The sequence below is a fragment of the Burkholderia sp. BE17 genome, assembly GCF_009362305.1.
Lineage (GTDB): Bacteria > Pseudomonadota > Gammaproteobacteria > Burkholderiales > Burkholderiaceae > Burkholderia > Burkholderia pyrrocinia_C.
In genome coordinates this window covers 228,493-251,901 of sequence record NZ_WHNU01000002.1, presented here as the reverse complement: position 1 = coordinate 251,901, position 23,409 = coordinate 228,493, and the positions used below count along the sequence as shown (strand labels likewise).

Sequence of the window (23,409 nt, the reverse complement as noted above, 5' to 3'; positions counted from 1 at the left end):
CGCAAATTTCCTGGTCGACATGATAAGTGATCCCGGAAAAGGTGACGCGACGGCGCGCGGCTCAGTGGCGGCCGGCGATATTCGCGGACGAAAAAAAGCCGTGCACGTGGCACGGCCTCGATCCGATTCCGGTCGGGTCGACACGGCCCGGCGGTGACGCCCCCCACCGCCGGGCCGCATTGCGACACGTTTGCGTCAAACCTCGGCCGGCTCCCCCAGCGGCCCGGCATTATCGTCCGCCATGCGCCGCGGCGAATCGGCGAGCCCCTTCGCGAGCTCCAGCGCCTGCCGCTCGAACAGCCGGCGGTAGATACCGCCGTCGATGCGGATCAGCGCGTCGTGGCTGCCTTCCTCGATCACCTTGCCGCGATCGAGCACGATCAGCCGGTCGAGCGCGCGCACGGTCGACAGCCGGTGCGCGACGACGAGCGTCGTGCGGCCGACCATCAGCCGCTCCATCGCCTGCTGGATCAGCAGCTCGCTTTCGCTGTCGAGGCTCGACGTCGCTTCGTCGAGGATCAGGATCGGCACATCGGCGAGGAACGCGCGCGCGATCGCGACGCGCTGGCGTTCGCCGCCCGACAGCTTGATCCCGCGTTCGCCGACGAGCGTGTCATAGCCGTCCGGCAGCGCGACGATGAAGTCGTGCGCGCTGGCGAGACGCGCGGCGCGTTCGATGTCCGCGCGGCTCGCGTCGGGGCGTGCATACGCGATGTTCTCCGCGAGCGTGCGGTGGAACAGCACGGGCTCCTGCTGGACGATCGCGATCTGGCCGCGCAGCGAATCCTGCCGCACGCGCGCGATGTCCTGGCCGTCGATCGTGATGCGGCCGCCCGACACGTCGTACAGGCGCTGGATCAGCTTGATGAACGTCGTCTTGCCCGACCCCGAGTGGCCGACGAGGCCCACGCGCTCGCCGGGCGCGATCCGCATCGAGAAATCGTCGTACAGCGGCACCGGATGGTTGCCGTAGCGGAACGTCACGTGCTCGAAGCGGATCTCGCCTTGCCCGATCCGGATGGCCGGCGCGCCGGGGCGATCGTCGATGCCGAGCGGCTGGCGTTCGAGTGCGACGAGTTCTTCCAGGTCGTTCACCGAACGCTGCAGGTTGCGGATGTGCATGCCGACGTCGCGCAGGTAACCCTGCAGCATGAAGAACATCGTCAGCGCGAACGCGATGTCGCCGACGCTCGCCTCATCGTTAGCCCACAGCCGCAGCGCGACGCCGATCATCGCGGCCTGCATCGCGACGAGCATCGCGCCCTGCAGCCCGCCGTTGAGCGTGCCGCGCACCCAGGTGCGGCGCGTGCGCTGCCGCCACTTGCCGATCACGCGCGCGAGCCGCGCTTCCTCGCGCGTTTCCGCGCCGAACGCCTTGACGACCGCGTTGCAGCTCACCGCGTCGGCGAGCGCGCCGCCCATGCGCGTATCCCACAGGTTGCCGAGCCGCGCGGCCGGCGCGACGATACCGAGCGACACGGCGACCGTCACCGCGATGTACAGCAGCGAGCCCGCGCCGACGACGAGCCCCATCACGGGCCAGTGCGTGCCGAGCAGCACGGTTGCGCCGACCAGCATCGTGACCGACGGCAGCAGCGCGATCAGCACGGTGTCGTTCAACAGGTCGAGCGCCCAGATGCCGCGCGTGATCTTGCGCACGGTCGAACCCGCGAAGCTGTTCGCGTGCCAGTCGGTCGAGAAGCGCTGCACGCGGTGGAACGATGCGGCGGCGATCTCGCTCATCATCTTCAGCGTGAGCGTGATGATGTTCAGGTAGACGCCTTGGCGCAGCACCGTCGCGCCGATGCCGAGCGCGGCGAGCGTGCCGAACGCGACGATGGCCGAATGCCATGCGGCGGCGCGGTCGGTCAGGCCGGTCGACAGCGCGTCGACGAGGCGGCCGGCGAACAGCGGCGTGAGCACGTCGGCGAGCGCGGCGAGCAACGCGAAGGTCGCGACCGTGGCGATGCGCGCCGGCTGCTTGCGCCAGTAGCGGATGGTGAAGCCGAAGACGGCCTTGAATGCGTGGCCGCCCAGATGGGAGGTTTTTCTGGTCATTTATCGTTGCCCGGCGCATCGCGCGACGGGACTTTCCGGTTCGGAGAACGTCGAAAACGCAACAGCCGGAGCCGCGTGGAAAACGCGGGCGGAACGAAACGGGCTGTCGGGAAAAGCGCGGCTGACGGGTTAGCGAAAAACGCGGGAGCCGGCGCGGACGGCGGGCTGGATCAGCTGCGCCGTGGGACCACGTTCGGGAAGGCTGCTGGCATTCGGAACATCTGCACCTCCCCTGAAGTGAACGGTTGAAAGGACGCCGAAAAGACGTGTAAAGATTCTATCAGCAGTGTTCTGCGCGCTGCAACGTCTGACGAATGCGACGTTGCGGCGTCGATACGGTTAGTATTCAGGGTTCCGGCCCTTCTTTTGCGGGGCTTTCCGCGAAGCGGCGGCGCAGGGGCCGGCGGGCGCATCGATTACACTTCGGCGTTCGCGGCACGCGACGGCGCGTGCGTCCCGGCGCGCCCGGCACGACGTGCGGCCGGCCGATGCGGCCCTCCCGGATTCACCCCCGATACACTCTTGAGGAAACGATGAGCGACGTTCAGCAAGGCATCCTGGCTCCGATCGACACGGCGGCCCGATACCTCACTTTCACGATTTCGAATGACGGCAATGTAGCGGCGGCACTGGCCGCGCTGCGCGAGATCGTCGACGGGCGCGATACGGTCGTCGGTTTCGGACAGGCGCTGGCGGCGCACCTAGGGCGCCCGGTTCCGGGCCTGACCGACTACCCGGCGTTCGCGGTGAAGGACCGCACGCTGCCGGCGACGCCGGCCGACGTGTGGGTCTGGCTGCGCGCCGACGATCGCGGCGAGATCGTGCTGCGCGCACGGGCGATCGAACGCGCGCTGGCGCCGGCGTTCGCGCTGCAGGATGCGGTCGACGGCTTTCGCTATTCAAACGATCGCGACCTGTCCGGCTACGAGGACGGCACCGAGAACCCGACCGGCGACGACGCGCTCGCGGCGGCGATCGTGACCGGGCAGGGCGCGGGGCTCGACGGTTCGAGCTTCGTCGCGGTCCAGCAATGGCTGCACGACTTCGACCAGATGGAGCGCATTCCGTCGGGCGACATGGACAACATCATCGGGCGCCGCCGCTCGGACAACGAGGAACTCGACGACGCGCCCGAGTTCGCGCACGTGAAACGCACCGCGCAGGAGAGCTTCGAGCCGGAGGCATTCATGCTGCGCCGTTCGTCGCCGTGGTCGGACGCGCGCCGCGCGGGCCTCTACTTCGTTGCGTTCGGCTGCTCGTTCCGCGCGTTCGACGTGCAGATGCGCCGCATGAGCGGCGCGGACGACGGGATCGTCGATGGCCTGTTCCGCTTCACGCGGCCGCTGACGGGTGCGTATTTCTGGTGCCCGCCGATGAAGGACGGCAAGCTGGACCTGTCCGCGCTCGGACTGTAAGCGCCTGGCTGGTTCGATGGACGGGCGGGCCGCGCATCGTGCGCGGCCCGCCCGTTTTGTTTTTCAGGCGGCGAACGTGTGTTGCGCACCGCTCGCCGCGTGCCACTCGCCGTGCGCGTCAGTTCAACGTCGTCTCGATCCGCGTACCGCGCTTGATGAACTGCGTCACCGGCGTCTTCTCGCAGATTTCCGCGAGGCGCTGGCGTTGCGCGTCGTCGAGCGGGCCATCGAGCGTCACGACGCGGCGCACGTATTGCGCGCCTTCGCGATCGGCATGCAGCTCGGTGCGCACGTCGATGCGCGCGGCCGGCCACGACTTGCGCTGCATATACATGCGCAGCGTCGCGGCCGTGCATTGCGCGAGACCGGCAAGCACGAACTCGTACGGCGCCGGCCCGCGATCCTGGCCGCCTTCGCGCGGCGCTTCGTCACCGGTCAGCGCATGCGTGCCGGCCTGCAGCTGGACGACGTAATCGGGCGCGTCGGCGTCGAGGACGGCGGCGGCATGGATGAGCGACATGGCAAGTCTCCGGTAAGCGGGAAGAAGGAAGCGGGCGCCGCATGGCGGCGCGAATCCGTCAGCATACCGTTTCGATCGGAACGGCGTCCGCAGCGTGTTACGCGTCGGCGACGCCGGCGCTGCTGCGCACGAGCGCGGCGATGCGCTCGCGCACCCACTGGTGCGCGCGATCGGTGTCGCGCGATTCGTGCCAGTACGCGAGCAGCGGGAACGGCTTGAGCCGCAGCGGCAGCGGCCGCACGACGATCGGCAGCAGCGCGGCCATCCGCAGCGCATAGGTGTGCGGCAGCGTGACCAGCAGGTCGCCGGTCGCGGCGATCTGGCACGCGGCGAAATAGTGCTGGCAGGTGAGCCGGATATCGCGGAAGCGCCCGTCGCTGCCGAGCAAGACGTCGAGCGATTGCGGTTCGCCGAACGACGACACCGCGATATGCCGCGCCGCGAAATAGTCGCCGCGCCGCAGCGGGTCGCGCGCGAGCGGATGATCGCGGCGCAGCGCGACGACGAGCGAATCGTCGAGCAGGTGCTCGGTTGCGATGCGCGGGCCCGTCTGCACGCGACGCTCGACAGCGAGATCGAGATTGCCCGATGCGAGTTCGCGCTCGATGTCGGGCACCGCGATGCGGCGGCTCACGAGCCGCAGGCCCGGCGCTTCGTCGGCGAACGCGGCGACGATCCGCGGCAGCGCGATCGATTCGAGCACGTCGCGAATGCCGACCGCGATGCTCAGGTCGAGCGTCGCGGGATCGAATGCCGACGGATCGCGCACGGTGCCTTGCAGGCCCTTCAGGTGCAACTGGACTTCCGCGATGATCGACCGCGTGCGCTCGGTCGGCACGACGCGGTTGCCCTGGCGCACGAACAGCGGATCGTCGAAATGCGCGCGCAACCGGTTGAGCGCGTGCGTGACCGCGGGCTGCGTAAGGTGCAGTGCGCGGGCGGCCGCGCCGATGCCGCCGTGCACGTAGACGGCGTCGAGCACGCGAAACAGGTTCAGGTCGAGACGGTGGTCGGCGGGCACGGGGCGCGGGTGGCGTGATGAACGGTGGATCGATTCTAAAGGATGCGCAGGCAACGGATGCGCGGGTGTTCGTGCGCGGCGATCGCTGACGTTCGATGCATGTCGATGCCGTTCGGACCGATACGCGGCCGCTGCTTCGTCCGACGCGCAATGCAGCGAAACGCGCGCATCGCGACGCATGACGGCCGCAATGATCGGCTGCATCGACAGGTGCGATTCCGTGCCTGCATATCGACGGCCCGCGACAGCCTGTAGTAATCCGCCATCATGCTGTCCACGTCGGCCATTTCGCGCCAAAGGCGCTACCCGTTCGGCTAAGATGCCGTCGCTTCATATTTCGGGATAGCCGTCCTGTCGCACGCATTCAAACCAAATATAAGCCTGACAGTTCGACGGTATTAGAAGAAGTCGAAACAAGTCGGGGGCTTGGCCAGTGAATGCAGCAGATCAGAGGTGGGTCGTTATCTATTTGAGTACGGGTTTTTCGTTGGCCCAGGCCGCGCGTCTCGGCGAAGCCTTCAATCTGGCGAATCGCCTGCATGCGCTCAGTGCGGATTACCAGTTGAAGTACGTATCCGAAAGCGGGGGACTTTTGCAGTCGTCGTCCGGCGTGAGTATCGCGGCCGACCCGCTCGGCGACGAGCACGGCCGTCGCGCGCTCGCGTTCTTTCATCTTCACGGCGATCGCGCGGCCGTCAACTGGGACGACGCATTGCAGCGTCGCCTGACCGACATTCGCCGGCACGCGCGCTGGATCGTCGACGCGATGGACCTGCCGTCGCTCGCGGCCACGCAGCGGCCGTCGGCGGCGATCCACGCGCGGCCCGGCCGGGCCGGGCGCCATGCAACCGCGACGGTCGAACTGCAGGCCGGCGAGACCGACGTGTTCGCCGCCGCGCTCGACATGTTCCGCGCCGATCTCGGCGACAGCGCCGCGCAGGAGATCGCCAGCAATATGCTGCGGCCGGTCGAGCAGCGCTATGCACAGTCGATGTGGGCGTTTCGCGAACTGAGCGCGAGCCCGTCGATCCGGATGTCGGCGCAGCGGCTGCGCGCGCTGAGCGTGAACCGCATCTCGATCGCGAACGCCGCACAGGCCGCCGCGATGAGCGAGCGCAATTTCCTGCGGCGCTTCAAGAAGGAGATCGGCGTGACGCCGACCGCGTTCGTCCAGCAGGTGCGGCTCGAGCGCGCGTGCCACATGCTGATCCATACGACGCTGCCGGCCGACAAGGTCGCGCGCCGCACGGGGTTCGGCAGCGGCGAGCGGCTCGCGAAACTGTTTCGCCAGCGCCTGCTGATGTCGCCGACGGAATTTCGCGTCGCCGAGCGGGAAAGGATCATTGGCAACGATGCCGCGTCGCGCGATGCGGACGACCGACCTGCCGCCGCGTTTTGCGAGGACGGAGGGGCGAGTTGCGGCGCGCGCGTCGACGCGCGGGAAAAAACGGGGCGGATACCCGTAGAATCGTCCTGTCGCGATCTCGATTCCCGGTTTACATGCCCTTCCTCCCCACTACCGCCACCGCCCCTTTCTGCCCGTCGGAAGTAAAGGGCAGCATCACGATCGACGCCGGCGCGCCGCGCTGGCAGAAGCTCAAGCGCTTTTTCGGCCCCGGCCTGCTCGTCGCGATCGGCTACATGGATCCCGGCAACTGGGCGACCGACATCCAGGCCGGTTCGCAGTTCGGTTATTCGCTGCTGTGGGTCGTCGCGTTCTCGAGCCTCGCGGCAATCTTCCTGCAGATGCTCGCGGCGCGGCTCGGCCTCGTCGCGGGCAGGGATCTCGCGCAGGCCAGCTACGACCGCTACGGCCGGCTCGGCCGCATCGTGCAGTGGGTCACCGCCGAAGTGTCGATCATTGCGTGCGACATCGCGGAAGTCCTCGGCTGCGCGCTTGCGTTCAAGCTGCTGCTCGGCGTGCCGCTCGCGTGGGGGATCGTGCTGACCGCACTCGACACGGTGATCGTGCTCGGCCTGCAGGGCAAGGGGTTCCGGCAGATCGAGGCGATCGTGCTCGGGCTGATCGCGACGATGGCGTTCTGCTTCGTCGCGCAGGTCGCGATCACGCCGCCCGACTGGCACGCGGTGGTCGGCGGGCTCGTGCCCGGCGATCCGGGCCACGACCGCAAGGACGCGATCGTGCTCGCGCTCGGCATCGTCGGCGCGACGATCATGCCGCACAACCTGTATCTGCATTCGTCGGTCGTGCAGACGCGGCATGTCGTCGGCGGCGCGCGCGGCGTGGTCCGCGACACGCTCGCGCTGGTGCGCATCGACACCTGCGTGTCGCTGTTCGTCGCGATGCTCGTCAATGCGGCGATCCTGATCGTCGCGGGCGCGGCGTTTCACGCGACGGGCCAGCACAACGTGACCGACATCGAGCAGGCCTACAAGCTGATCACGCCGATCGCGGGCGGCGCGGCCGCGCTGCTGTTCGGCATCGCGCTGCTCGCATCGGGGCAAAGCTCGACGCTGACCGGTACGATCGCCGGCCAGGTGATCATGGACGGCTTCCTGCACACGAAGATCCCGTGCTACCAGCGCCGGCTGATCACGCGCGGGCTCGCGCTCGTGCCGGCGCTGATCGGCGTGCTGTGGCTCGGCGACGGGTCGGTCGGGCGACTGCTCGTCTGGAGCCAGGTGCTGCTGAGCCTGCAACTGCCGTTCGCGATGTGGCCGCTGATCCGCTCGGTCAGCGATCGCAGCGTGATGGGCCAACACGCGATCGGCCGCGGGACGCAGGTCGCCGCGTGGGCGCTGTTCGTCGTCATCACCGGCACGAACCTGCTGCTGATCACCGGTGTCGCGGGCTGATACAGCCTGTCACGGGCCGACACAGACGCGCTGCGCGCATGCGGTAAACTGCTGCCTTTCGATAGCCGTCCGAAGTCCGTTATGTGGAGTGAAATCAGCAACATCGGCGATGCCGCGCTGACCTTGCCGATCGCGCTGACCTGCGCGGCGTGGCTGGCGCTGACCGACTGGCGCGTCGCCGTGCGCTGGGTCGTGCTGCTGGCCGCCGGCATGGGCCTCGTCGGCGCGACCAAGATCCTGTATGCCGGGTGCGGCATCGAGATTCCCCAATTCGATTTCCGCGTGATCAGCGGCCATACGATGCTGTCGACGTCCGTGTGGACGGTCGCGCTGTCGATGCTGTGGCAGGCGTTCCGGCCGGGCAAGGCGCCCGGCATTGCGGCCGGGCTGGCCGTCGGCGCGGTCACGGCCGTCGCGCGCGTGTTCGATCACTCGCACACGGTTCCGGAAGTCGTCGTCGGCTGGATGCTCGGCGCACTGGTCGCGCTGGCGTTCCTGCGCGGCTACGACGGCGCGCGCCAGCGCGCGTTCTCGCCGCGCATCGCGGCCGTCTGCCTGCTGCTCGTGTCGGGCATCGCTTACGGGCATCGCGCGCCGTTCCAGCAGATGATCGATACGCATTCGCCGCAACTTTGCGCGTTCGTGCGCGCGCCGTCGGGCGACGGATTCTGACGGTTGCCGGTTGCGGGTTGCGGCGGTCTGGTGTTCCGGTGTTCCGGTGCCGCCAGGTTGCCGCCGGCGATCGCCCGGTGATTGTGCGATTCCTCTTCCCGATCGTTCGCTGTCTGTCGCGGTACGCATCGTCCGTCATTCCCAGAATCAACGAACCGGCCGGTCCGCGGGGTCGGCCGCGCCGCTTTGCGCATTGGCGTCGGCACGTGAAAGTCATGAGCGGAATCTATGACTGGGCATAACGAATATTCATTTCATCGATTGGCGGCATTCGCGTACGCTGGCTGTCGTTCGACCGCGGCCGGCTGCCCGGCGCGCGTCACGCTCGTCTCGATATACTCGCGGAAACCGTGCGGCACCTCATGACGTCGACGCGCCGTCGACCGGCATGCGGCGGCCGCGACACGCATGGAAAACCCGTCGCGGCAGCATGCCGCGACGACGATTCACGACAGGAGCAGGTCACATGACAGTCGTTTCTTCGCGCCTCGCTGGCAAGTGCGCATACATTACCGGCGCCGCGGGCGGCCTCGGCCGCGCGATCGCGCGCCGGATGGTCGAGCAGGGCGCGCGCGTGTTCGTGACCGACATCGTCGAAGCGGCGGTGCTCGACGCGTTCGCGCAGGAACTCAACGCGGGCCACGCGACGCCGGTCGCGTTCGCCGCGACGCAGGACGTGCGCGACGAAGCGCGCTGGCAGGCGCTGCTCGCGCAGGCGAACGATGCGATGGGCGGGCTGTCGGTGCTCGTCAACAATGCGGGCGTCGGTTCGATCGGCTCGCCCGCGCAAATCGAACTGGACGAATGGCGGCGCGTGATGGCGATCAACGTCGAGAGCATCGTGCTCGGCTGCAAGCATGCGCTGTCGTACCTGGGCGCGAGCCATCCCGCGTCGATCATCAACATCTCGTCGGTCGCCGCGTTCAAGGTAGAGCCGGATTTCACGGCGTACAACGCGTCGAAGGCGGCGGTCGCGTCGCTGACGAAGTCGGTCGCGATCGATTGCGCACGCCGCGAGCTCGACGTGCGCTGCAACTCGATTCACCCGGCGTTCATCCGCACGGGGATCGTCGAGCCGCTGTTCCAGACGCTCGGCGAACGCGACGCGACGCGCAAGCTCGCACGCGGCATTCCGCTGCGCAGGCTCGGCGAGCCGGACGACGTCGCGCATGCGGCCGTGTATCTCGCATCCGACGAAAGTCGCTTCGTGACGGCCGCCGAACTCGTGATCGACGGCGGCATGTGCGCGGTCTGACGCGCATCCCGCATCCCGCACAACAACTACCGGAGGAGAGCATCGTGTCGACACCCGTGAACCGCCAACTGCTGCTGAAGACGCGCCCGGAAGGGCGGGTCGGCCGCGAACACTTCTCGCTCGTCGAGACGCCGGTGCCGGCGCTCGCGGACGGCGAGGTGCTGGTGCGCGTGCTGTACCTGTCGATGGACCCGACCAACCGCGTGTGGATGAGCGATGTGCCGCAGTACCTGCCGCCCGTTGCGATCGGCGAGGTGATGCGCGCGCTCGGCATCGGGCGCGTGGTCGCGTCGCGCCATGCCGGTTTCGCGGAAGGCGATCTCGTGCAGGGGCTCGTCGGCTGGCAGGACTATGCGGTCGTGCCTGCTGACCAGGCCGCGCAGCTCGTGAAGCTGCCCGCGCAGTCGGGCCTGCCGCTGCCGACGCTGCTCGGCGCGTGCGGAATGAGCGGGCTGACCGCGTATTACGGGCTGACCGACATCGCGCCGGTGCAGCCCGGCGAGACGCTCGTCGTGTCGGCGGCGGCCGGGTCGGTCGGCTCGATCGCCGGGCAGATCGGCAAGATCCACGGTGCGCGCGTGGTCGGCATCGCGGGCGGCGCGGACAAGTGCCGCTACCTGACCGAGGCGCTCGGCTTCGACGCGGCCGTCGACTACAAGGCCGACGATTTCCGTCAGCAACTGAAGGCGGCGACGCCGGACGGCGTGCACGTGAACTTCGAGAATGTCGGCGGCGAGGTGATGCGCGCGGTGTTGTCGCGGATGGTGATCGGCGGGCGCGTCGCGCTGTGCGGCGTGATCTCGAACTACAACAGCGGACGCGCGGCCGACGACGTCGGCGTGCTGATCTCGAAGCGGCTGACGATGCGCGGCTTCCTGATCCTCGACTACCGCAAGAGCCGCGAAGCCGTGCAGACGCTCGCGGGCTGGTTGCGCGACGGTCGGCTCAAGGCCGAGGAAACTGTTGCCGACGGTCTCGAAAACGCGCCCGACGTGCTGAATCGCCTGTTCGACGGCGACCATCGCGGCAAGCTCGTGCTGCGTGTCGATCCGGACGCGTGACCGGCTTGCGATGCACGGTGCGATGCCGGTCGCGGGTTGCCGCGATGCGTAGTCGAACGCGGTGAGTTCGATCGACCGGTCCTCAATTTAGGACTTGTCCCATATATTGTCCGGGCGTCTCTCCTTAAAGTGATTGCCAGCAAACAGGCGGCGTGACCGACGCGTCACGTCGCCTTTTTTTGGTCACGCGGCAGAGGAGAGGGAGCATGCGGAACAACGCGAAGCGGGCGGCATCGGCAGCGATGCATAGTCAAGCGCCGCGAACGGTGCGGTGCGCCGGCGCCGTGCGGATGATGGCGATCGGGCTGGGCATCGTGCTGGCGATGTCGAATGCGATGGCGGCCGGGCAGGCCACGTCGGACGGCGTCGTGCGGTTTACCGGCGCGCTCGTCGATCTCTACGACGTGACGTTCGACGCGCCGTCGGGCGCGATTGTCGAGGGACGGGCGGCGGCGGGCAGCGGGGCCGTGGCGACGCTTCGATTCGATGCGCATGGCCGGCGTTTGCCGGGGGCTCATGTGGCGCTGGTCGGGCTCGACGGTGCGCCGTTCGCGCTGGATGCCGATTCGGGTGTGCGCGCAACGTGGCGCGATGCGCACGACGATCGAAGCGTGCCGCTGGTGTCGGGCCGCGTTCAGCGCGTGGGCCCGTATGGCGGCGTGATGACCGTCGCGGCGGATGAAGCGACGGGCGCCGTGGCGCCCGTCGTGATCAGGATTCGCCATCCGTGACGGAGGGCTTGTGCATGCGGATGGAGCGGTGGCGGCCGGGTGCGTGGCACGCGGCAGCGCGCCGTATCATTCGCCCTGTTCGGCGCGCGCGTAGATGTCCCAGCTCGCCATGAACAGCGCGGCGACGAGCGGCCCGATCACGAAGCCGTTGATGCCGAACAGCGCCATCCCGCCGAGCGTCGAGATCAGCACGACCCAGTCGGGCATCTTCGTGTCCTTGCCGACGAGGATCGGGCGCAGCAGGTTGTCGACGAGGCCGATCACGCCGACGCAGAACGCGACGAGGATCACGCATTTCCAGATCTCGCCGATCGCCAGGAAGTAGAGCGCGGCCGGTATCCACACGAGGCTCGCGCCGATCGCGGGCAGCAGCGACAGGAACGCCATCAGCGCGCCCCACAGCACGACGCCCTGGATGTCGAGGATCCAGAAGATCAGCCCGCCGAGCGCACCCTGCACGAGCGCGACCGCGATATTGCCTTTCACGGTCGCGCGCACGACCGTCGTGAACTTCGCGAGCAGCAGATTCTTGTGCTCCTCGTCGAGCGGCAGCGCGCGGCGCACGCGGCGGCCGATCTCGCCGCCGTCGCGCAGCAGGAAGAACACCATGTACAGCATCACGCCGAAGCTGACGATGAACTGGAACGTGTTCTGGCCGATGCTGAACGCCTGGGCCGCGGCGAACTGGCTGATCTGCGCGGCGCCGTCGGTCAGCTTCTTCTGGATGCCGGGGATGTTGGTCAGCCCGTATTTCGCGAGCAGGCGCTGGATCGAGGTCGGCAGCGCGTGGATGATCTCCTGGAAGTACTGCGAATAGTTCGGCTGCGCGGTCTTGATTTCCTGGTACACGTACGCGATTTCCTGCACGAGCGTCGCGGTGACGAACACGAGCGGCAGGATCACGATCAGGACGATCAGCGTCATCGTCACGAGCGCGGCCAGGTTGCGCCGCTTGCCGAAGCGCGCTGCGAGCCAGCGCTGCACGGGCTGGAACAGGATCGCGAGAATGGCGCCCCAGAACACGGCTCCGGAGAACGGCGCGAGAATCCCGCACATGCCGACGGTGACCGCGAACAGCAGGAAATAGAAGAATTTTTGGTGATCGTGTCCGCTATCCATGGGTGGCTTTCGCGCAGATTGATGCTTGGTTTGATTGAATTCCGTTGCCCCGGGCGCGATCGGCTCGCGAACGTCACGGGTTCGCGGCGAAACGCGGTGCGGGACGGCTCGATGGGGAGTATGCCCGCAAAGGTGTCGCCATCATAGCCGCTGCGCGCGGCGCATGCGAAAACGCCGCGGCCGGGGCCGCGGCGCTGCCGGGAAGCGAATGCGGCGCAAGGCCGCGTGCCGTACCGTCAGATATTGAGCTTCGTGACCTTGGTGCCGTTCACCGACAGGTCGCCCATCAGGCCCGCGTTGGTCAGGACCAGCACCTCGACCGGCGCGGTGGCCGTGGTGGTGTCGACCGCGCCGTTCGCGCCGACCTTCACGACCGCGACCGATGCGTCGGCGCCGGCAGCCCAGCCGTCGGACTTGCGGAACGAGTCGAGCGCATCCTGCGTCATGAACAGGAACACGATCGCCTTCGACTGCGCGCCGGCCTGCAGGCCGACCGACAGCGACGACGTGTTGTAGTAGCCGACGGTGCTGCCGCCGACGCGCAGCGCGCCGTTGCCGGACTGGCCGCCGACGATGAAGCCGGCCTGCAGCACGTTCGGGAACACGAGTACGCCGCGCGATTTCGCGACGAGTTCACGCGAACCCGGCACCGTCGAATAGAGGCGCGACAGCGTTGCGTTCACGCTCGCGTCGATCGACTGGCGCTTCGACGCGCTGGCCGACGCGGTTTCGGGTTTGTCGGGCGTGGTCGTGCAGCCAGCGAGCGCGAGGCTGCCGAGCATCACGGCCGCGGCGGCTTTCATGGCGAGGGACTTCTGCATGGCGGTTCTCCTTCGTTGTCTGATTGAGGACGGACGGTGCAGGCAGTGGGGCGGCCGGCGGTGCGGGCAGCCCCGTTCAACGGCGGGCAAGGAGCAGACCCGCGACGAACGCGAGGCCCGCGACGACGCCGGCGGTCTGCCACGGGTTGTCGTGCACGGCCTGCGACACGCGTTCGGCCGAATCGCGCAGCCGGGCGGCCGCACTGCCCGACGCGTGGTCGAGCGCGCTGCGCGCTTCGTCGAGCCGGGATTGCACACGCTTGCGCAGCGCGGCGATATCGCCGTCGCCATCGTTTTTCAGCAGGTCTTCCAGTTCGTCGACCAGCCCGCGCAGGTCGTCGGTCACATCGGCATGCAGATCACGGGCGGCCGAGCGCGTCGTGCGTCCCACGCGGCGGCCGGTGCGACGGATGTCGGCCAGGCCGCGGTCCAGCTTGTGTTCGATCGAGTCGGTGAGCGCCATGGTGGTTATCCTCCTTCGATTCAAGGCTAATTTGAAGATAAGACGAATCCCAGCAACTAATGTGATTCACTTGACCCAATTGAGTTTCGAGACAAATTTTCAATTCGTCGGCAAGATTGCCGCGAAGCCCCGTCGCACGGGGCGGTGCGGCGGTTGAAAAAATTTCGCAATCAGGCGAATCGGACAGCGGTGCGAAGTGAATGTCCGGTAAATATGGCGTCGCCAGGGGCGTCAGGTAAATAGTGCCGTTGCAGGCCTTGTGTTGATGCAAATGCACTAATCGACGCCATATGGCGGAGCACGGTTTGTTCCCGAGCCGCGCGGCAAGCCGCCAGCGTCAAGCGCGACATCGACGACGACGGGGTCGTGGTCCGACGAGCGGTATGCGTCGGGTGCGTAATAAGACGACCGGTGCTCACGCGTTTTGTAATCGGGCACGGCTTGCAGCGCAACCGGTTCGTCGGCGTTGATGTGCCATATGTGCACGGTCTTCACGCGTGCGGCGAGTGCCGACGTGGCCAGCGCGTGGTCGAGGTAACCGGCTTCGCCGCGAAATACGTAGCTGTACGCAGCATCGCCGGCGAAGCGGGCAACCAGGTTCGCATAGCCGCGCGATTCGAGCGCGCGGATCGGATCTTCCTTCGCATAGCTGTTCAGGTCGCCGATCAGCAGCACGCCGTCGGCCTCGGCGCCCGTCGGCGATGTGGCGAGCCAGTCGGCGATGCGTGTGGCCGCCCGCGTGCGTGCCGCATTCCAGCAACCCTGGCCGTCCGCCTGGTCGAGGTCGGCGCCGGTCGCGTTCGGGCAGTTCTTCGACTTCAGGTGATTGACCGCGACCGTGAACGCGCGCGTGCCGCCGATGCGCCGGAATGTCTGCGCAAGCGGCGGGCGGTGCCTGCCGCCGAGCGCGACGGTCGCGGCGCGCCCGACCGGCTCGACCGTGCGACTGTCGTACAGCAGCGCGACCGCGATCGCGTCGCGGCCGAGCCGCGCGGTGCCGGGATCGACCGCGCGCCAGCCGTCGCCAAGTTGCGCAGCGAGCCGCCGCACGGCGCTCGCGTCGCCGTGGCCGTTGTTCTCGATTTCCATCAGCCCGATCACGTCGGCGCGCAGCGCACGCAACGCCGCGACGATCTTCGCTTCCTGCCGCGCGAAGACGGGGTGCGTTCTTGCGCCACGGTTGGTCGGCGCGTCGAATCCGCCGCCATGGCCGTCGCCGTTGAAATAGTTGAAAACGTTGAACGACGCAATACGCACGTCGGCACCGGGATGCCGGTCCGGCGCATCGGTACGCGGATTCGCGGCGGCGTCGAACACCGGCGCGGCGCCGGCTGTCGGTTGCAGCCGCCACGTGCCGTAGCGCAGTTCGAGCACGCCTTCGACGCCGCGCACCGTGTAGCCTGCGCGCAGCGTGTTGGCGGCGCTCAGCGCGGGAGGCGGATAGCGGACGGTCGCGGAATCGCGGCGGCTCGAGCCGTCGTCGAGCACGATGCGGTTGCGCGCGTTGGCCGCCGCGTGCGCGGCGGCTTCGGCCGGCGGCGCGACGTGGGTCGGGATGCGCAGCCGGCCGTTGCTGAGAACGACGCTGCCGTAGCGGGCGAGTTCGTGCGTATCGCTGACCGTCAGCGTTTGCGGCAGGCGCACCCGCATGCCTTCGTGCGCGGCCAGCACGGCCGGCGTGGCGACCGGCAGCGTGAGCGTCGCCGGCGTGACCGTCTGCCCGCGTGCGCAGACGGCGATGCCGCCCGACAGCACGAACTGCGTGCGGCCGTATTTGTCGTCGACCCGGCCCGTGAGATGCACGAGATCGCCGGCGTTCGCCCGCGCGTTCGGCGCGTACACGAACAGGCCTTCCGGAACGCCCGGCCGATGCCGCCGCTGCGCGTCGGCTTGCTGGACGAAGAAGCCGCCGAAGCCGTCGGCGCCGCCGAACGCCGCGGTGACGACCGCTTCGATCGAGGTCGTTTGCCCGGCCAGCGGCGACGGGCCGCCGGCGCTGCGGAGGTCGGCAATTGCCGTGGTCGCGCCGCCGCAGCCGGCGCTGACCGGCAGCGCGGCGGGGGCAGGCCGGACGGAGAGGGCGAGCGATAGCGCTACGGCAAGCGGTGGAAGCAGGCGTGACATGGGACGGTCCACGGGAAGAAAATCCGACAGTTCGGGAGCGCATCTTGACGGCAAAATGTCCGGAAGCGGCCGAATTGGCCGTCCGGCCAGCGCCGGATGGCCAACGATGCAGGCAGGCCCTGCCGCGGCTGTTACGCTTTCGCATCGGGGCGTCGCACGCCGATCGCTGCAGCGCCCCGTCCCTACAGGAGAAGCCCATGTCTTACATGCTGTTGATTGTCGAACCGACCGACCAGCGCGCCGAACGCACGCTCGACGAAGGCCAGGCGCTTTACGCGCGGATGGTCGATTTCGCCGAGACGCTGAAGGCGCGCGGCGTGCTGCGCGGAGTCGAGTCGCTCGAGCGTTCCGAGCGCGGCACGCGCGTGCAGGTGCGCGACGGCGAGACGCGCCTGCTCGACGGCCCGTTCGCGGAGGCGAAGGAGATGGTCGGCGGCTTCTTCCTCGTCGACGTCGACACGCGCGAGGAAGCGATCGAGATCGCGCGCCAGTGCCCGGCCGCGCAATGGTGCACGGTCGAGGTACGCGCGGTCGGCCCGTGCTTCCTGTGAAGGCCGTGACTCGGTATTTACCCTGATTTGTCGCGGCGCGTGTCGATCCGGCCGCGTTCCGCCCGTCGTCCGGATAAGGCGCCGATGAACGGGCGCCTCCTTCCACCGACGACAAGGAGTGAACGATGCGATTCATGATCATGATCCGGGCGAACGCCGTCAGCGAATCCGACGCGTTACCGGACAACCGGCTGGTCGAGGCCATGACCGTGTATCACGAGGAACTGGCCAATGCAGGCGTACTGCTCGATGCGAACGGCCTGCGGCCGAGCGCGCGCGGCTGGCGCGTGCGCTACACGGGCGGCAAGGGCACGGTGGTCGACGGCCCGTTCGCCGAAACGAAGGAATTGATCGCCGGCTATACGCTGATCCAGGTGCGTTCGCGCGACGAGGCGCTCGAATGGACGCGCCGGTTCCCCGCGCCGTTCGGCGCGGAGATGGATTGCGAGATCGAGGTGCGGCCGCTGTTCGAGCTCGACGATCTCACGCCGAGCGACGCGGTCGAGCGGTTCCGCGAACTCCACGTCGGCCGCGGCAACGCCGCCTGAATCCCGGCCTGAATCCAACCTCACCCGGAGCATCCGTCATGCACAAAATGGTTTTCGTCAACCTGCCCGTGGCCGACCTGCCGCGCTCGAAGACGTTCTACCAGGCACTCGGCTTCGAGGTCGTGCCGGCCTATACGAACGATCAGGCCGCCTGCCTCCGCATCAGCGACACGATCTTCGCGATGCTGCTCGTGCGGCCGTTTTTCCAGACCTTTACCGACAAGACGATCGTCGATCCGGCGACGCACGTGCAGGTGCTGTCGTGCCTGTCGTGCGAAAACCGGGCCGAAGTCGACGAGGTCGTCGCGAAGGCGCGTGCGGCCGGCGGCTCCGCGCCGCGTCCGCCGCTGGAGTATCCGGGCATGTACGGCCATGGGTTCACCGATCCGGACGGCCACGCGTGGGAGCTGATGTACGTGGAGCAGGACGCGTCCGCGCAGGGGCCGTCGGCGTGACGCACGAGGCGACCCACCGTGCGATCGAGGCGGTCTGGCGGATCGAGGCGCCGAAGATCATCGCGCGCGCCGCGCGCGTGGTGCGCGACGTCGGCGTGGCCGAGGAGCTGGCGCAGGACACGCTCGTTGCGGCGCTCGAGCACTGGCCCGTCGACGGCGTGCCCGACAACCCGGCCGCCTGGCTGATGACGGCCGTGAAGCGTCGCGCGCTCGACCGCGTCCGGCAGGAGTCGCTCCATGCGGCGAAGCGCGACCAGCTCGGGCACGAGATGGATGCGCTCGAAGCGCATGTCGTCCCCGACATCGCCGATGCGCTCGCCGACGCGAGCGACGACGATATCGGCGACGACCTGCTGCGGCTGATCTTCACGTCGTGCCACCCGGTGCTGTCGACCGACGCACGTGTCGCGCTGACGCTGCGGCTGCTCGGCGGCCTGACGACGGGCGAGATCGCACGCGCGTTCCTGACGCCCGAGCCGACGATCGCGCAGCGGATCGTGCGCGCGAAGCGCACGCTCGCGGCGGCGCACGTGCCGTTCGAGGTGCCGGCCGCCGATGCGCGGCCCGCGCGGCTCGCGTCGGTGCTCGAAGTGATCTACCTGGTGTTCAACGAAGGCCATGCGGCGACCGCGGGCGACGACTGGACGCGCCCGGCGCTGTGCGACGAGGCGCTGCGGCTCGGCCGCGTGCTGGCCGGGCTCGCGCCGGACGAGAGCGAAGTGCTCGGGCTCGTCGCGTTGATGGAGTTGCAGGCGTCGCGCATGCATGCGCGCACCGATGCGCAGGGCCGGCCCGTGCTGCTGCTCGACCAGGATCGCAGCCGCTGGGATCAACTGCTGATCCGGCGCGGCCTCGCGGCGCTCGAACGGGCGACGAAGCTCGGCGGCGTGCGCGGACCGTATGCGCTGCAGGCCGCGCTGGCCGCCTGCCATGCGCGTGCGCGGCACGCGTCGGAAACGGACTGGGCGCAGATCGTCGCGCTGTACGACGCGCTCGTCGAAGTCGCACCGTCGCCCGTCGTCGAACTGAACCGCGCCGTGGCCGTAGGGATGGCGTTCGGGCCGGCCGCGGCGCTCGAGCTCGTCGACGTGCTGCGCGACGATCCCGCGCTCGCGCGCTATCACTGGCTGCCGAGCGTGCGCGGCGACCTGCTGGCGAAGCTCGGCCGGGCCGACGAGGCGAAACTCGAGTTCCGCCGCGCGGCGGAACTGACGCGCAACGAGCGCGAACGCGAATTGCTGCTCAAGCGCGCGATCGACGCGTGACCGATGCGTGACCGATCGGCGCGTGACGCATGAAGCGTGCGTCGTAAGCGCGGCGTACGCCGCACCGATCCCGCCCTCCCGACGATCCCCCGATGCGCGTCCGGCTATCGCCCGGATTGAAAAAGCCTATTGGGGGATGCGAACGCCAGCGCCTAGATTAAAAGGCACGACGCGTGCGCCTCAGGCAAACGCATCGTTCCCCACATATCTGATCGGCCCGGCTTCGCATGCGGCCGCGCCGACTCGAACGGAGGCGCAAATGGCTCATCTCAAGGGCAGCAAAACCGAAGAGAACCTGAAAGCCGCATTCGCGGGCGAATCGCAAGCGAATCGACGCTATCTGTATTTCGCTTCGAAGGCTGACGTCGAAGGCCAGAACGACCTCGCCGCGCTGTTCCGTTCGACCGCCGAAGGCGAAACCGGCCATGCGCACGGCCATCTCGAATACCTGGAAGCCGTCGGCGATCCGGCAACGGGCTTGCCGTTCGGTTCGTCGCGGTTGAATCTCGAATCGGCGATCGCCGGCGAAACGCACGAATACACCGACATGTATCCGGGCATGGCGAAGACGGCGCGCGACGAAGGCTTCGACGAAATCGCGAACTGGTTCGAGACGCTCGCGAAGGCCGAACGCAGCCACGCGAACCGCTATACGAAGGCGCTGGACAGCCTCGTCGACTGAGACGACCGCCGCCGCAGGCCGCACGGTACGACCATGTGACCCGCAAGCGGCCGGCCCGTTCATCGCTGCCCGCAGCGCGCGGGCGGCGCGCTCGCGCGCATGCGCGCCACGCTGGAGCGCCCCATGCCCCACAAGGAAGGCAGTCTCGAAGCCCCGACCCGGCATCCGCTCGACTGGCAGTCCGATGCGTTCTACGACCAGGCCGAGATCGATGCGGAAATGACGCGCGTGTTCGACATCTGCGCCGGGTGCCGGCGCTGCGTGTCGCTGTGCGGCGCGTTTCCCACGCTGTTCGATCTGGTCGACGACACGCCGCTGGGCGGCATCGACGAAGTGCCGAAGGCGGCATTCGGCAAGGTCGTCGACCAGTGTTATCTGTGCGATCTCTGCTACATGACGAAATGCCCGTACGTGCCGCCGCACGCATGGAACGTCGACTTTCCGCACCTGATGCTGCGCGGCAAGGCGGCGCGCTACAAGCGCGGCGAAGCGACGCTGCGCGACAAGATGCTGTCGAACACCGATGCGCTCGGCCATTTCGCGGGCATTCCGATCGTCACGCAGGCGGTGAATGCGGTGAACCGCACGCCGCCCGCACGCCGTGCGCTCGAAGCGACGCTCGGCGTCGATCGCAACGCGTGGCTGCCGGAGTTCGCGCCGCGCAAGTTCAGGCGCGCCGCGAAGCGCTCGGACAACCCGCCCGCGCGCGACGGCGAACGTACGCCCGGCAAGGTCGCGATCTACGCGACGTGCTACGTGAATTTCAACGAGCCCGGCATCGGCCACGACCTGCTCGCGATCCTCGCGCACAACGACATTCCGTACGAGCTCGTCACGCGCGAGGCGTGCTGCGGAATGCCGCTGCTGGAGCAGGGCAACCTCGCGGGTGTCGCCGCGAAGAAGGACGTGAACCTGCCCGTGCTCGAACGCTATGCGCGCGAAGGCTATGCGCTGATCGGCGCGATCCCGAGCTGCGTGCTGATGTACAAGAGCGAGCTGCCGCTGATGTTCCCCGGCGACGAAGCGGTGCGCGCGGTGGCCGACGCGTTCTGGGATCCGTTCGAGTACGTGATCGCGCGGCATCGCGACGGGCTGCTGAAGACCGATTTCAAGACCGGCCTCGGCACCGTGTCGTATCACGTGCCGTGCCATGCGCGCGTGCAGAACATCGGCCGCAAGACGGCCGACACGCTGTCGCTCGTGCCCGATACGCGCGTGAATGTCGTCGAGCGCTGCTCGGGCCATGCGGGCACGTTCGGCGTGAAGAAGGAGTTCCATGCGGACGCGATGCGGATCGGCGCGCCCGTGTTCAAGGCGATGGCCGAGCCGCAGCCGGATTTCGTGTCGTCGGACTGCGCGCTGGCCGGCCATCACATCGTGCAGGGCATCGACGAGAAGGGGCTGCCGTCCGCGCCGCTCGCGCATCCGCTCACGCTGCTGCGCCGCGCATACGGCATCTGAGCCGATGCCGGCCGACCCACGAGGACAATCCATGACGCTGACCCGCGACTCCCTGCTGACGCTCGAAGCGTACGCGAAGATCCGCAGGACCGAACACGCGCGGCTCGTCGCGTACAAGCGCCGCCGCGCGGTCGCGCTCGGCAACCATCTGCGCTTCTTGTTCGAGGACGAGACGACGATCCGCTATCAGATCCAGGAGATGCTGCACATCGAGAAGATCTTCGACGAGGCGGGCATCGAAGGCGAACTCGACGCGTATCTGCCGCTCGTGCCCGACGGCACCAACCTGAAGGCGACGATGCAGATCGAATACGAGCACGAGATCGAGCGGCGCGCGGCGCTCGCGCGGCTGATCGGTATCGAGGATCGCGTGTACCTGCAGGTCGACGGGCAGGCGCGCGTCTACGCGATCGCCGACGAGGATCTCGAGCGCGACAACGACGAGAAGACGTCGGCCGTGCATTTCGTGCGCTTCGAGCTCGAAGCGCCGATGCGCGCGGCGCTCAAGGGCGGGGCGGCGCTGTCGATCGGCTGCGATCACCCGGCCTACACGATGCCGCCGCAGCGCGTGGATCCTGACGTGGCCGCGTCGCTGGCCGGCGACCTGTGTTGAGACGACCGCCGCGCGTCCTGCGCGGCGTATTCCGCTTTTCCGTTCCGACCCGAAACAGGATTTCCGCGTGCGACACGGCGCGGCCGTTCGCTCGTCGCCGCGAAGATGTAACAGGCACCCCGCGCTTGCATGCGGAGAAACAATGTGCATTCCGCGTCACCGTGCTTTCATCACTCGCAGGGAAACAATAAAGAGATTGTGCACGGAGATAATTCAGTTGTACGGAAATTGAATGATTTACCGATTCGTGAATATCTTGTTACTGAATTTTCCCTGATTTACCGATTTTATGAGGCAATTCCGGGGATTGTTGCGGGCAGGGGTCGGAACAGCCCGGAAAGGCCCATTGGCGGTCATTCTTCATACCTTGTAGAGCCCCGCCAGGCGGGCCTTTGCAGCGCCGGGCATAAAGATCTCGCAAAAAAATTCATGCGTAAATGGATTGCGCATCCATGGCAGGTTGTTTCAGTGCGTAACATTAAGTCATTGTCATATTGAGATAAACCCTGAGGATGGTATGCTTCGTGCACAAAAATTCCCACATTGGAGTGAGACCGTGATGTTTGCGCCATTGCCGGGAATCCCGGCACCGTGAAAGTGCGGTGTCGGGCCGGCATGCACAACACCGGATAACCATAATGTGCAACCTGGCCGCCCCGCGACGCGATAAGTCGCGACGGCGCCGCCAATCGCAGCCCGGCCTGGCTGCGTGGAGAGATCTACTATGTTCTTCGATGAGCTTAACGATGAAGAGTGGTGTCGTCTTTCAACGCTGATCGCCGATGAACCCATCCGGCTGAATCGTCGTGGGCGTCCACGAGCCGAACCGCGCGTCGTTGCCAACGCGGTGCTCTGGATCCTGACGACCGGTGAAGCCTGGTCCAAGCTGCCCGGTCGCTATCCGTCCGGGCCGACGTGCCGTCGTCGCTACGAGGAGTGGCTCGCGAGCGGCACGCTGTTGCAGATGATCGACGTGCTGACCCAGTTCAGCGGGCGCACGTTCGCGTATATTCCGCCGCCGCCGGTGCCGGTTATCCCTGCGCGTCGCGCGGAGCCCGTGCCCGACAACGATCGCTTGCGCGGCGTGTTCTGGCAAAACCCCGAGTCGTGGCAATTGCCGGTCGCGCAGGCAAACGTTTGGGAGGGCGAGGGCGCGTCGCTGAGCGCGATGCCGAACGACGCAGTGGCTGATCCGGCCGGCGCGTCGTTCGTGGTGCCCGGTACGCAGGCGGCGGAGCTGCGCCATGCGCGTGCGTCGTCGGCGAGCTTCGCCGCGGCCGAACCGCAAGTCGACGAGTATCGCGGTTATACGATCTGCGGCATTGCGCAGCCCGTGCAGAACCTGATGTATCGCGCGTGGGCCGAGATCTCGCAGGACGACCGGCGCGTCGAGCGCTCGGGCCTCATCGGTCCGCGTTTCACCGATGCCGAGGAAGCCGAGCAGTTCGCGCTCGACTGGGCGCGCCAGTGGATCGATCGCCACGGTGCGAGCGACGAGCCGGCGCGTGCGCCGCAAAGCGAGGTGCTGGCCGGGTTGTCCGCGCTGGCGCGTGCGGAGTCGGACATCAAGCGCTTCATCGCCGAGCGTCACGCGGGTGCGTTGTCGGAAAGCCGCAACGATCCCGTGCAGTCGGAGCGCCGCGAATACGCGTACCGCGTAGGTTGAGCGTCGTTCCAGCGCAACGCGCGGGCCGTCGTGTGCCACGACGCCCGCGCGGAAGCTTCGTCTTTCCATGCTTGCCACACCGGGGGCGCCG

General features: G+C 67.7%; 22 protein-coding genes. 15 read left to right on the top strand and 7 right to left on the bottom strand.

The window, feature by feature from the left end:
• Window positions 1–195: 195 nt before the first annotated feature.
• Complete coding sequence (locus GD429_RS03645; protein ID WP_152855706.1) at window positions 196–2,058, bottom strand: ABC transporter ATP-binding protein; 1,863 nt, start codon at window positions 2,056–2,058, stop codon at window positions 196–198.
• Window positions 2,059–2,591: 533 nt separating this feature from the next.
• On the opposite strand from GD429_RS03645, the gene GD429_RS03635 reads away from it, so the two are divergent.
• Entirely contained in the window at window positions 2,592–3,473 is an 882-nt protein-coding gene (locus GD429_RS03635) for a Dyp-type peroxidase (RefSeq protein ID WP_152855705.1), read from the top strand.
• Window positions 3,474–3,591: 118 nt separating this feature from the next.
• On the opposite strand, the gene GD429_RS03630 is transcribed toward GD429_RS03635, so the two are convergent.
• Together GD429_RS03630 and GD429_RS03625 are read right to left on the bottom strand one after the other, a co-directional pair.
• A complete protein-coding gene (locus tag GD429_RS03630) occupies window positions 3,592–3,993 on the bottom strand; it encodes an OsmC family protein (RefSeq protein WP_152855704.1) in 402 nt (133 codons plus the stop codon).
• Between the two features lie 97 nt (window positions 3,994–4,090).
• The gene (locus GD429_RS03625) at window positions 4,091–5,014 is read right to left on the bottom strand and encodes a LysR family transcriptional regulator (protein ID WP_321574385.1); all 924 of its coding nucleotides are present in this window, start codon (window positions 5,012–5,014) and stop codon (window positions 4,091–4,093) included.
• Window positions 5,015–5,501: 487 nt separating this feature from the next.
• Between GD429_RS03625 and GD429_RS03620 the strand changes: the two genes are divergently transcribed.
• From GD429_RS03620 to GD429_RS03595, 6 genes are all read left to right on the top strand, one after another.
• The gene (locus tag GD429_RS03620; RefSeq protein WP_152855703.1) at window positions 5,502–6,566 is read left to right on the top strand and encodes a helix-turn-helix domain-containing protein; all 1,065 of its coding nucleotides are present in this window, start codon (window positions 5,502–5,504) and stop codon (window positions 6,564–6,566) included.
• Window positions 6,515–7,831: an Nramp family divalent metal transporter gene (locus GD429_RS03615; RefSeq protein WP_152855702.1), complete on the top strand. Its 1,317-nt coding sequence runs from the start codon at window positions 6,515–6,517 to the stop codon at window positions 7,829–7,831. Before GD429_RS03620 ends, GD429_RS03615 begins: the two co-directional genes overlap by 52 nt.
• Window positions 7,832–7,912: 81 nt before the next feature.
• Window positions 7,913–8,503, top strand: coding sequence for a phosphatase PAP2 family protein (locus GD429_RS03610; RefSeq protein ID WP_152855701.1), 591 nt, complete (start codon window positions 7,913–7,915; stop codon window positions 8,501–8,503).
• 466 nt (window positions 8,504–8,969) lie between these two features.
• Window positions 8,970–9,758: an SDR family oxidoreductase gene (locus tag GD429_RS03605; protein WP_152855700.1), complete on the top strand. Its 789-nt coding sequence runs from the start codon at window positions 8,970–8,972 to the stop codon at window positions 9,756–9,758.
• A 44-nt stretch (window positions 9,759–9,802) separates the two neighbouring features.
• Window positions 9,803–10,819, top strand: a complete 1,017-nt coding sequence (locus tag GD429_RS03600) for an NADP-dependent oxidoreductase (RefSeq protein ID WP_321574382.1) — start codon at window positions 9,803–9,805, stop codon at window positions 10,817–10,819.
• A gap of 206 nt (window positions 10,820–11,025) precedes the next feature.
• Window positions 11,026–11,550 (top strand): thioesterase, encoded by a 525-nt coding sequence (locus GD429_RS03595; protein WP_152855699.1) that lies wholly within the window; start codon window positions 11,026–11,028, stop codon window positions 11,548–11,550.
• A 66-nt stretch (window positions 11,551–11,616) separates the two neighbouring features.
• Here GD429_RS03595 and GD429_RS03590 read toward each other — a convergent pair whose 3' ends face one another.
• From GD429_RS03590 to GD429_RS03575, 4 genes are all read right to left on the bottom strand, one after another.
• Window positions 11,617–12,669 carry an AI-2E family transporter gene (locus GD429_RS03590; protein ID WP_152855698.1) on the bottom strand — a complete coding sequence of 351 codons (1,053 nt, stop codon included), beginning with the start codon at window positions 12,667–12,669 and terminating at the stop codon, window positions 11,617–11,619.
• A 236-nt stretch (window positions 12,670–12,905) separates the two neighbouring features.
• The gene (locus GD429_RS03585; RefSeq protein WP_152855697.1) at window positions 12,906–13,490 is read right to left on the bottom strand and encodes a YSC84-related protein; all 585 of its coding nucleotides are present in this window, start codon (window positions 13,488–13,490) and stop codon (window positions 12,906–12,908) included.
• Between the two features lie 76 nt (window positions 13,491–13,566).
• Entirely contained in the window at window positions 13,567–13,953 is a 387-nt protein-coding gene (locus tag GD429_RS03580; RefSeq protein WP_152855696.1) for a DUF883 family protein, read from the bottom strand.
• Window positions 13,954–14,229: 276 nt separating this feature from the next.
• Window positions 14,230–16,077 (bottom strand): ExeM/NucH family extracellular endonuclease, encoded by a 1,848-nt coding sequence (locus GD429_RS03575; protein WP_152855695.1) that lies wholly within the window; start codon window positions 16,075–16,077, stop codon window positions 14,230–14,232.
• Between the two features lie 197 nt (window positions 16,078–16,274).
• Between GD429_RS03575 and GD429_RS03570 the strand changes: the two genes are divergently transcribed.
• From GD429_RS03570 to GD429_RS03530, 8 genes are all read left to right on the top strand, one after another.
• Entirely contained in the window at window positions 16,275–16,628 is a 354-nt protein-coding gene (locus GD429_RS03570; protein WP_034185206.1) for a YciI family protein, read from the top strand.
• Between the two features lie 125 nt (window positions 16,629–16,753).
• The gene (locus GD429_RS03565) at window positions 16,754–17,176 is read left to right on the top strand and encodes a YciI family protein (protein WP_065502590.1); all 423 of its coding nucleotides are present in this window, start codon (window positions 16,754–16,756) and stop codon (window positions 17,174–17,176) included.
• Between the two features lie 38 nt (window positions 17,177–17,214).
• The gene (locus GD429_RS03560; RefSeq protein ID WP_152855694.1) at window positions 17,215–17,631 is read left to right on the top strand and encodes a VOC family protein; all 417 of its coding nucleotides are present in this window, start codon (window positions 17,215–17,217) and stop codon (window positions 17,629–17,631) included.
• The gene (locus GD429_RS03555; RefSeq protein ID WP_321574379.1) at window positions 17,628–18,896 is read left to right on the top strand and encodes an RNA polymerase sigma factor; all 1,269 of its coding nucleotides are present in this window, start codon (window positions 17,628–17,630) and stop codon (window positions 18,894–18,896) included. The genes GD429_RS03560 and GD429_RS03555 overlap by 4 nt, the downstream gene beginning before the upstream one ends.
• A gap of 259 nt (window positions 18,897–19,155) precedes the next feature.
• Window positions 19,156–19,578, top strand: coding sequence for a rubrerythrin family protein (locus tag GD429_RS03550; RefSeq protein ID WP_034185149.1), 423 nt, complete (start codon window positions 19,156–19,158; stop codon window positions 19,576–19,578).
• A gap of 123 nt (window positions 19,579–19,701) precedes the next feature.
• Window positions 19,702–21,039, top strand: a complete 1,338-nt coding sequence (locus GD429_RS03545; protein WP_152855693.1) for a heterodisulfide reductase-related iron-sulfur binding cluster — start codon at window positions 19,702–19,704, stop codon at window positions 21,037–21,039.
• Window positions 21,040–21,070: 31 nt separating this feature from the next.
• Window positions 21,071–21,652: a DUF3501 family protein gene (locus GD429_RS03540; RefSeq protein ID WP_152855692.1), complete on the top strand. Its 582-nt coding sequence runs from the start codon at window positions 21,071–21,073 to the stop codon at window positions 21,650–21,652.
• A gap of 724 nt (window positions 21,653–22,376) precedes the next feature.
• A complete protein-coding gene (locus GD429_RS03530) occupies window positions 22,377–23,318 on the top strand; it encodes a transposase (protein ID WP_152855690.1) in 942 nt (313 codons plus the stop codon).
• Window positions 23,319–23,409: the final 91 nt, after the last annotated feature.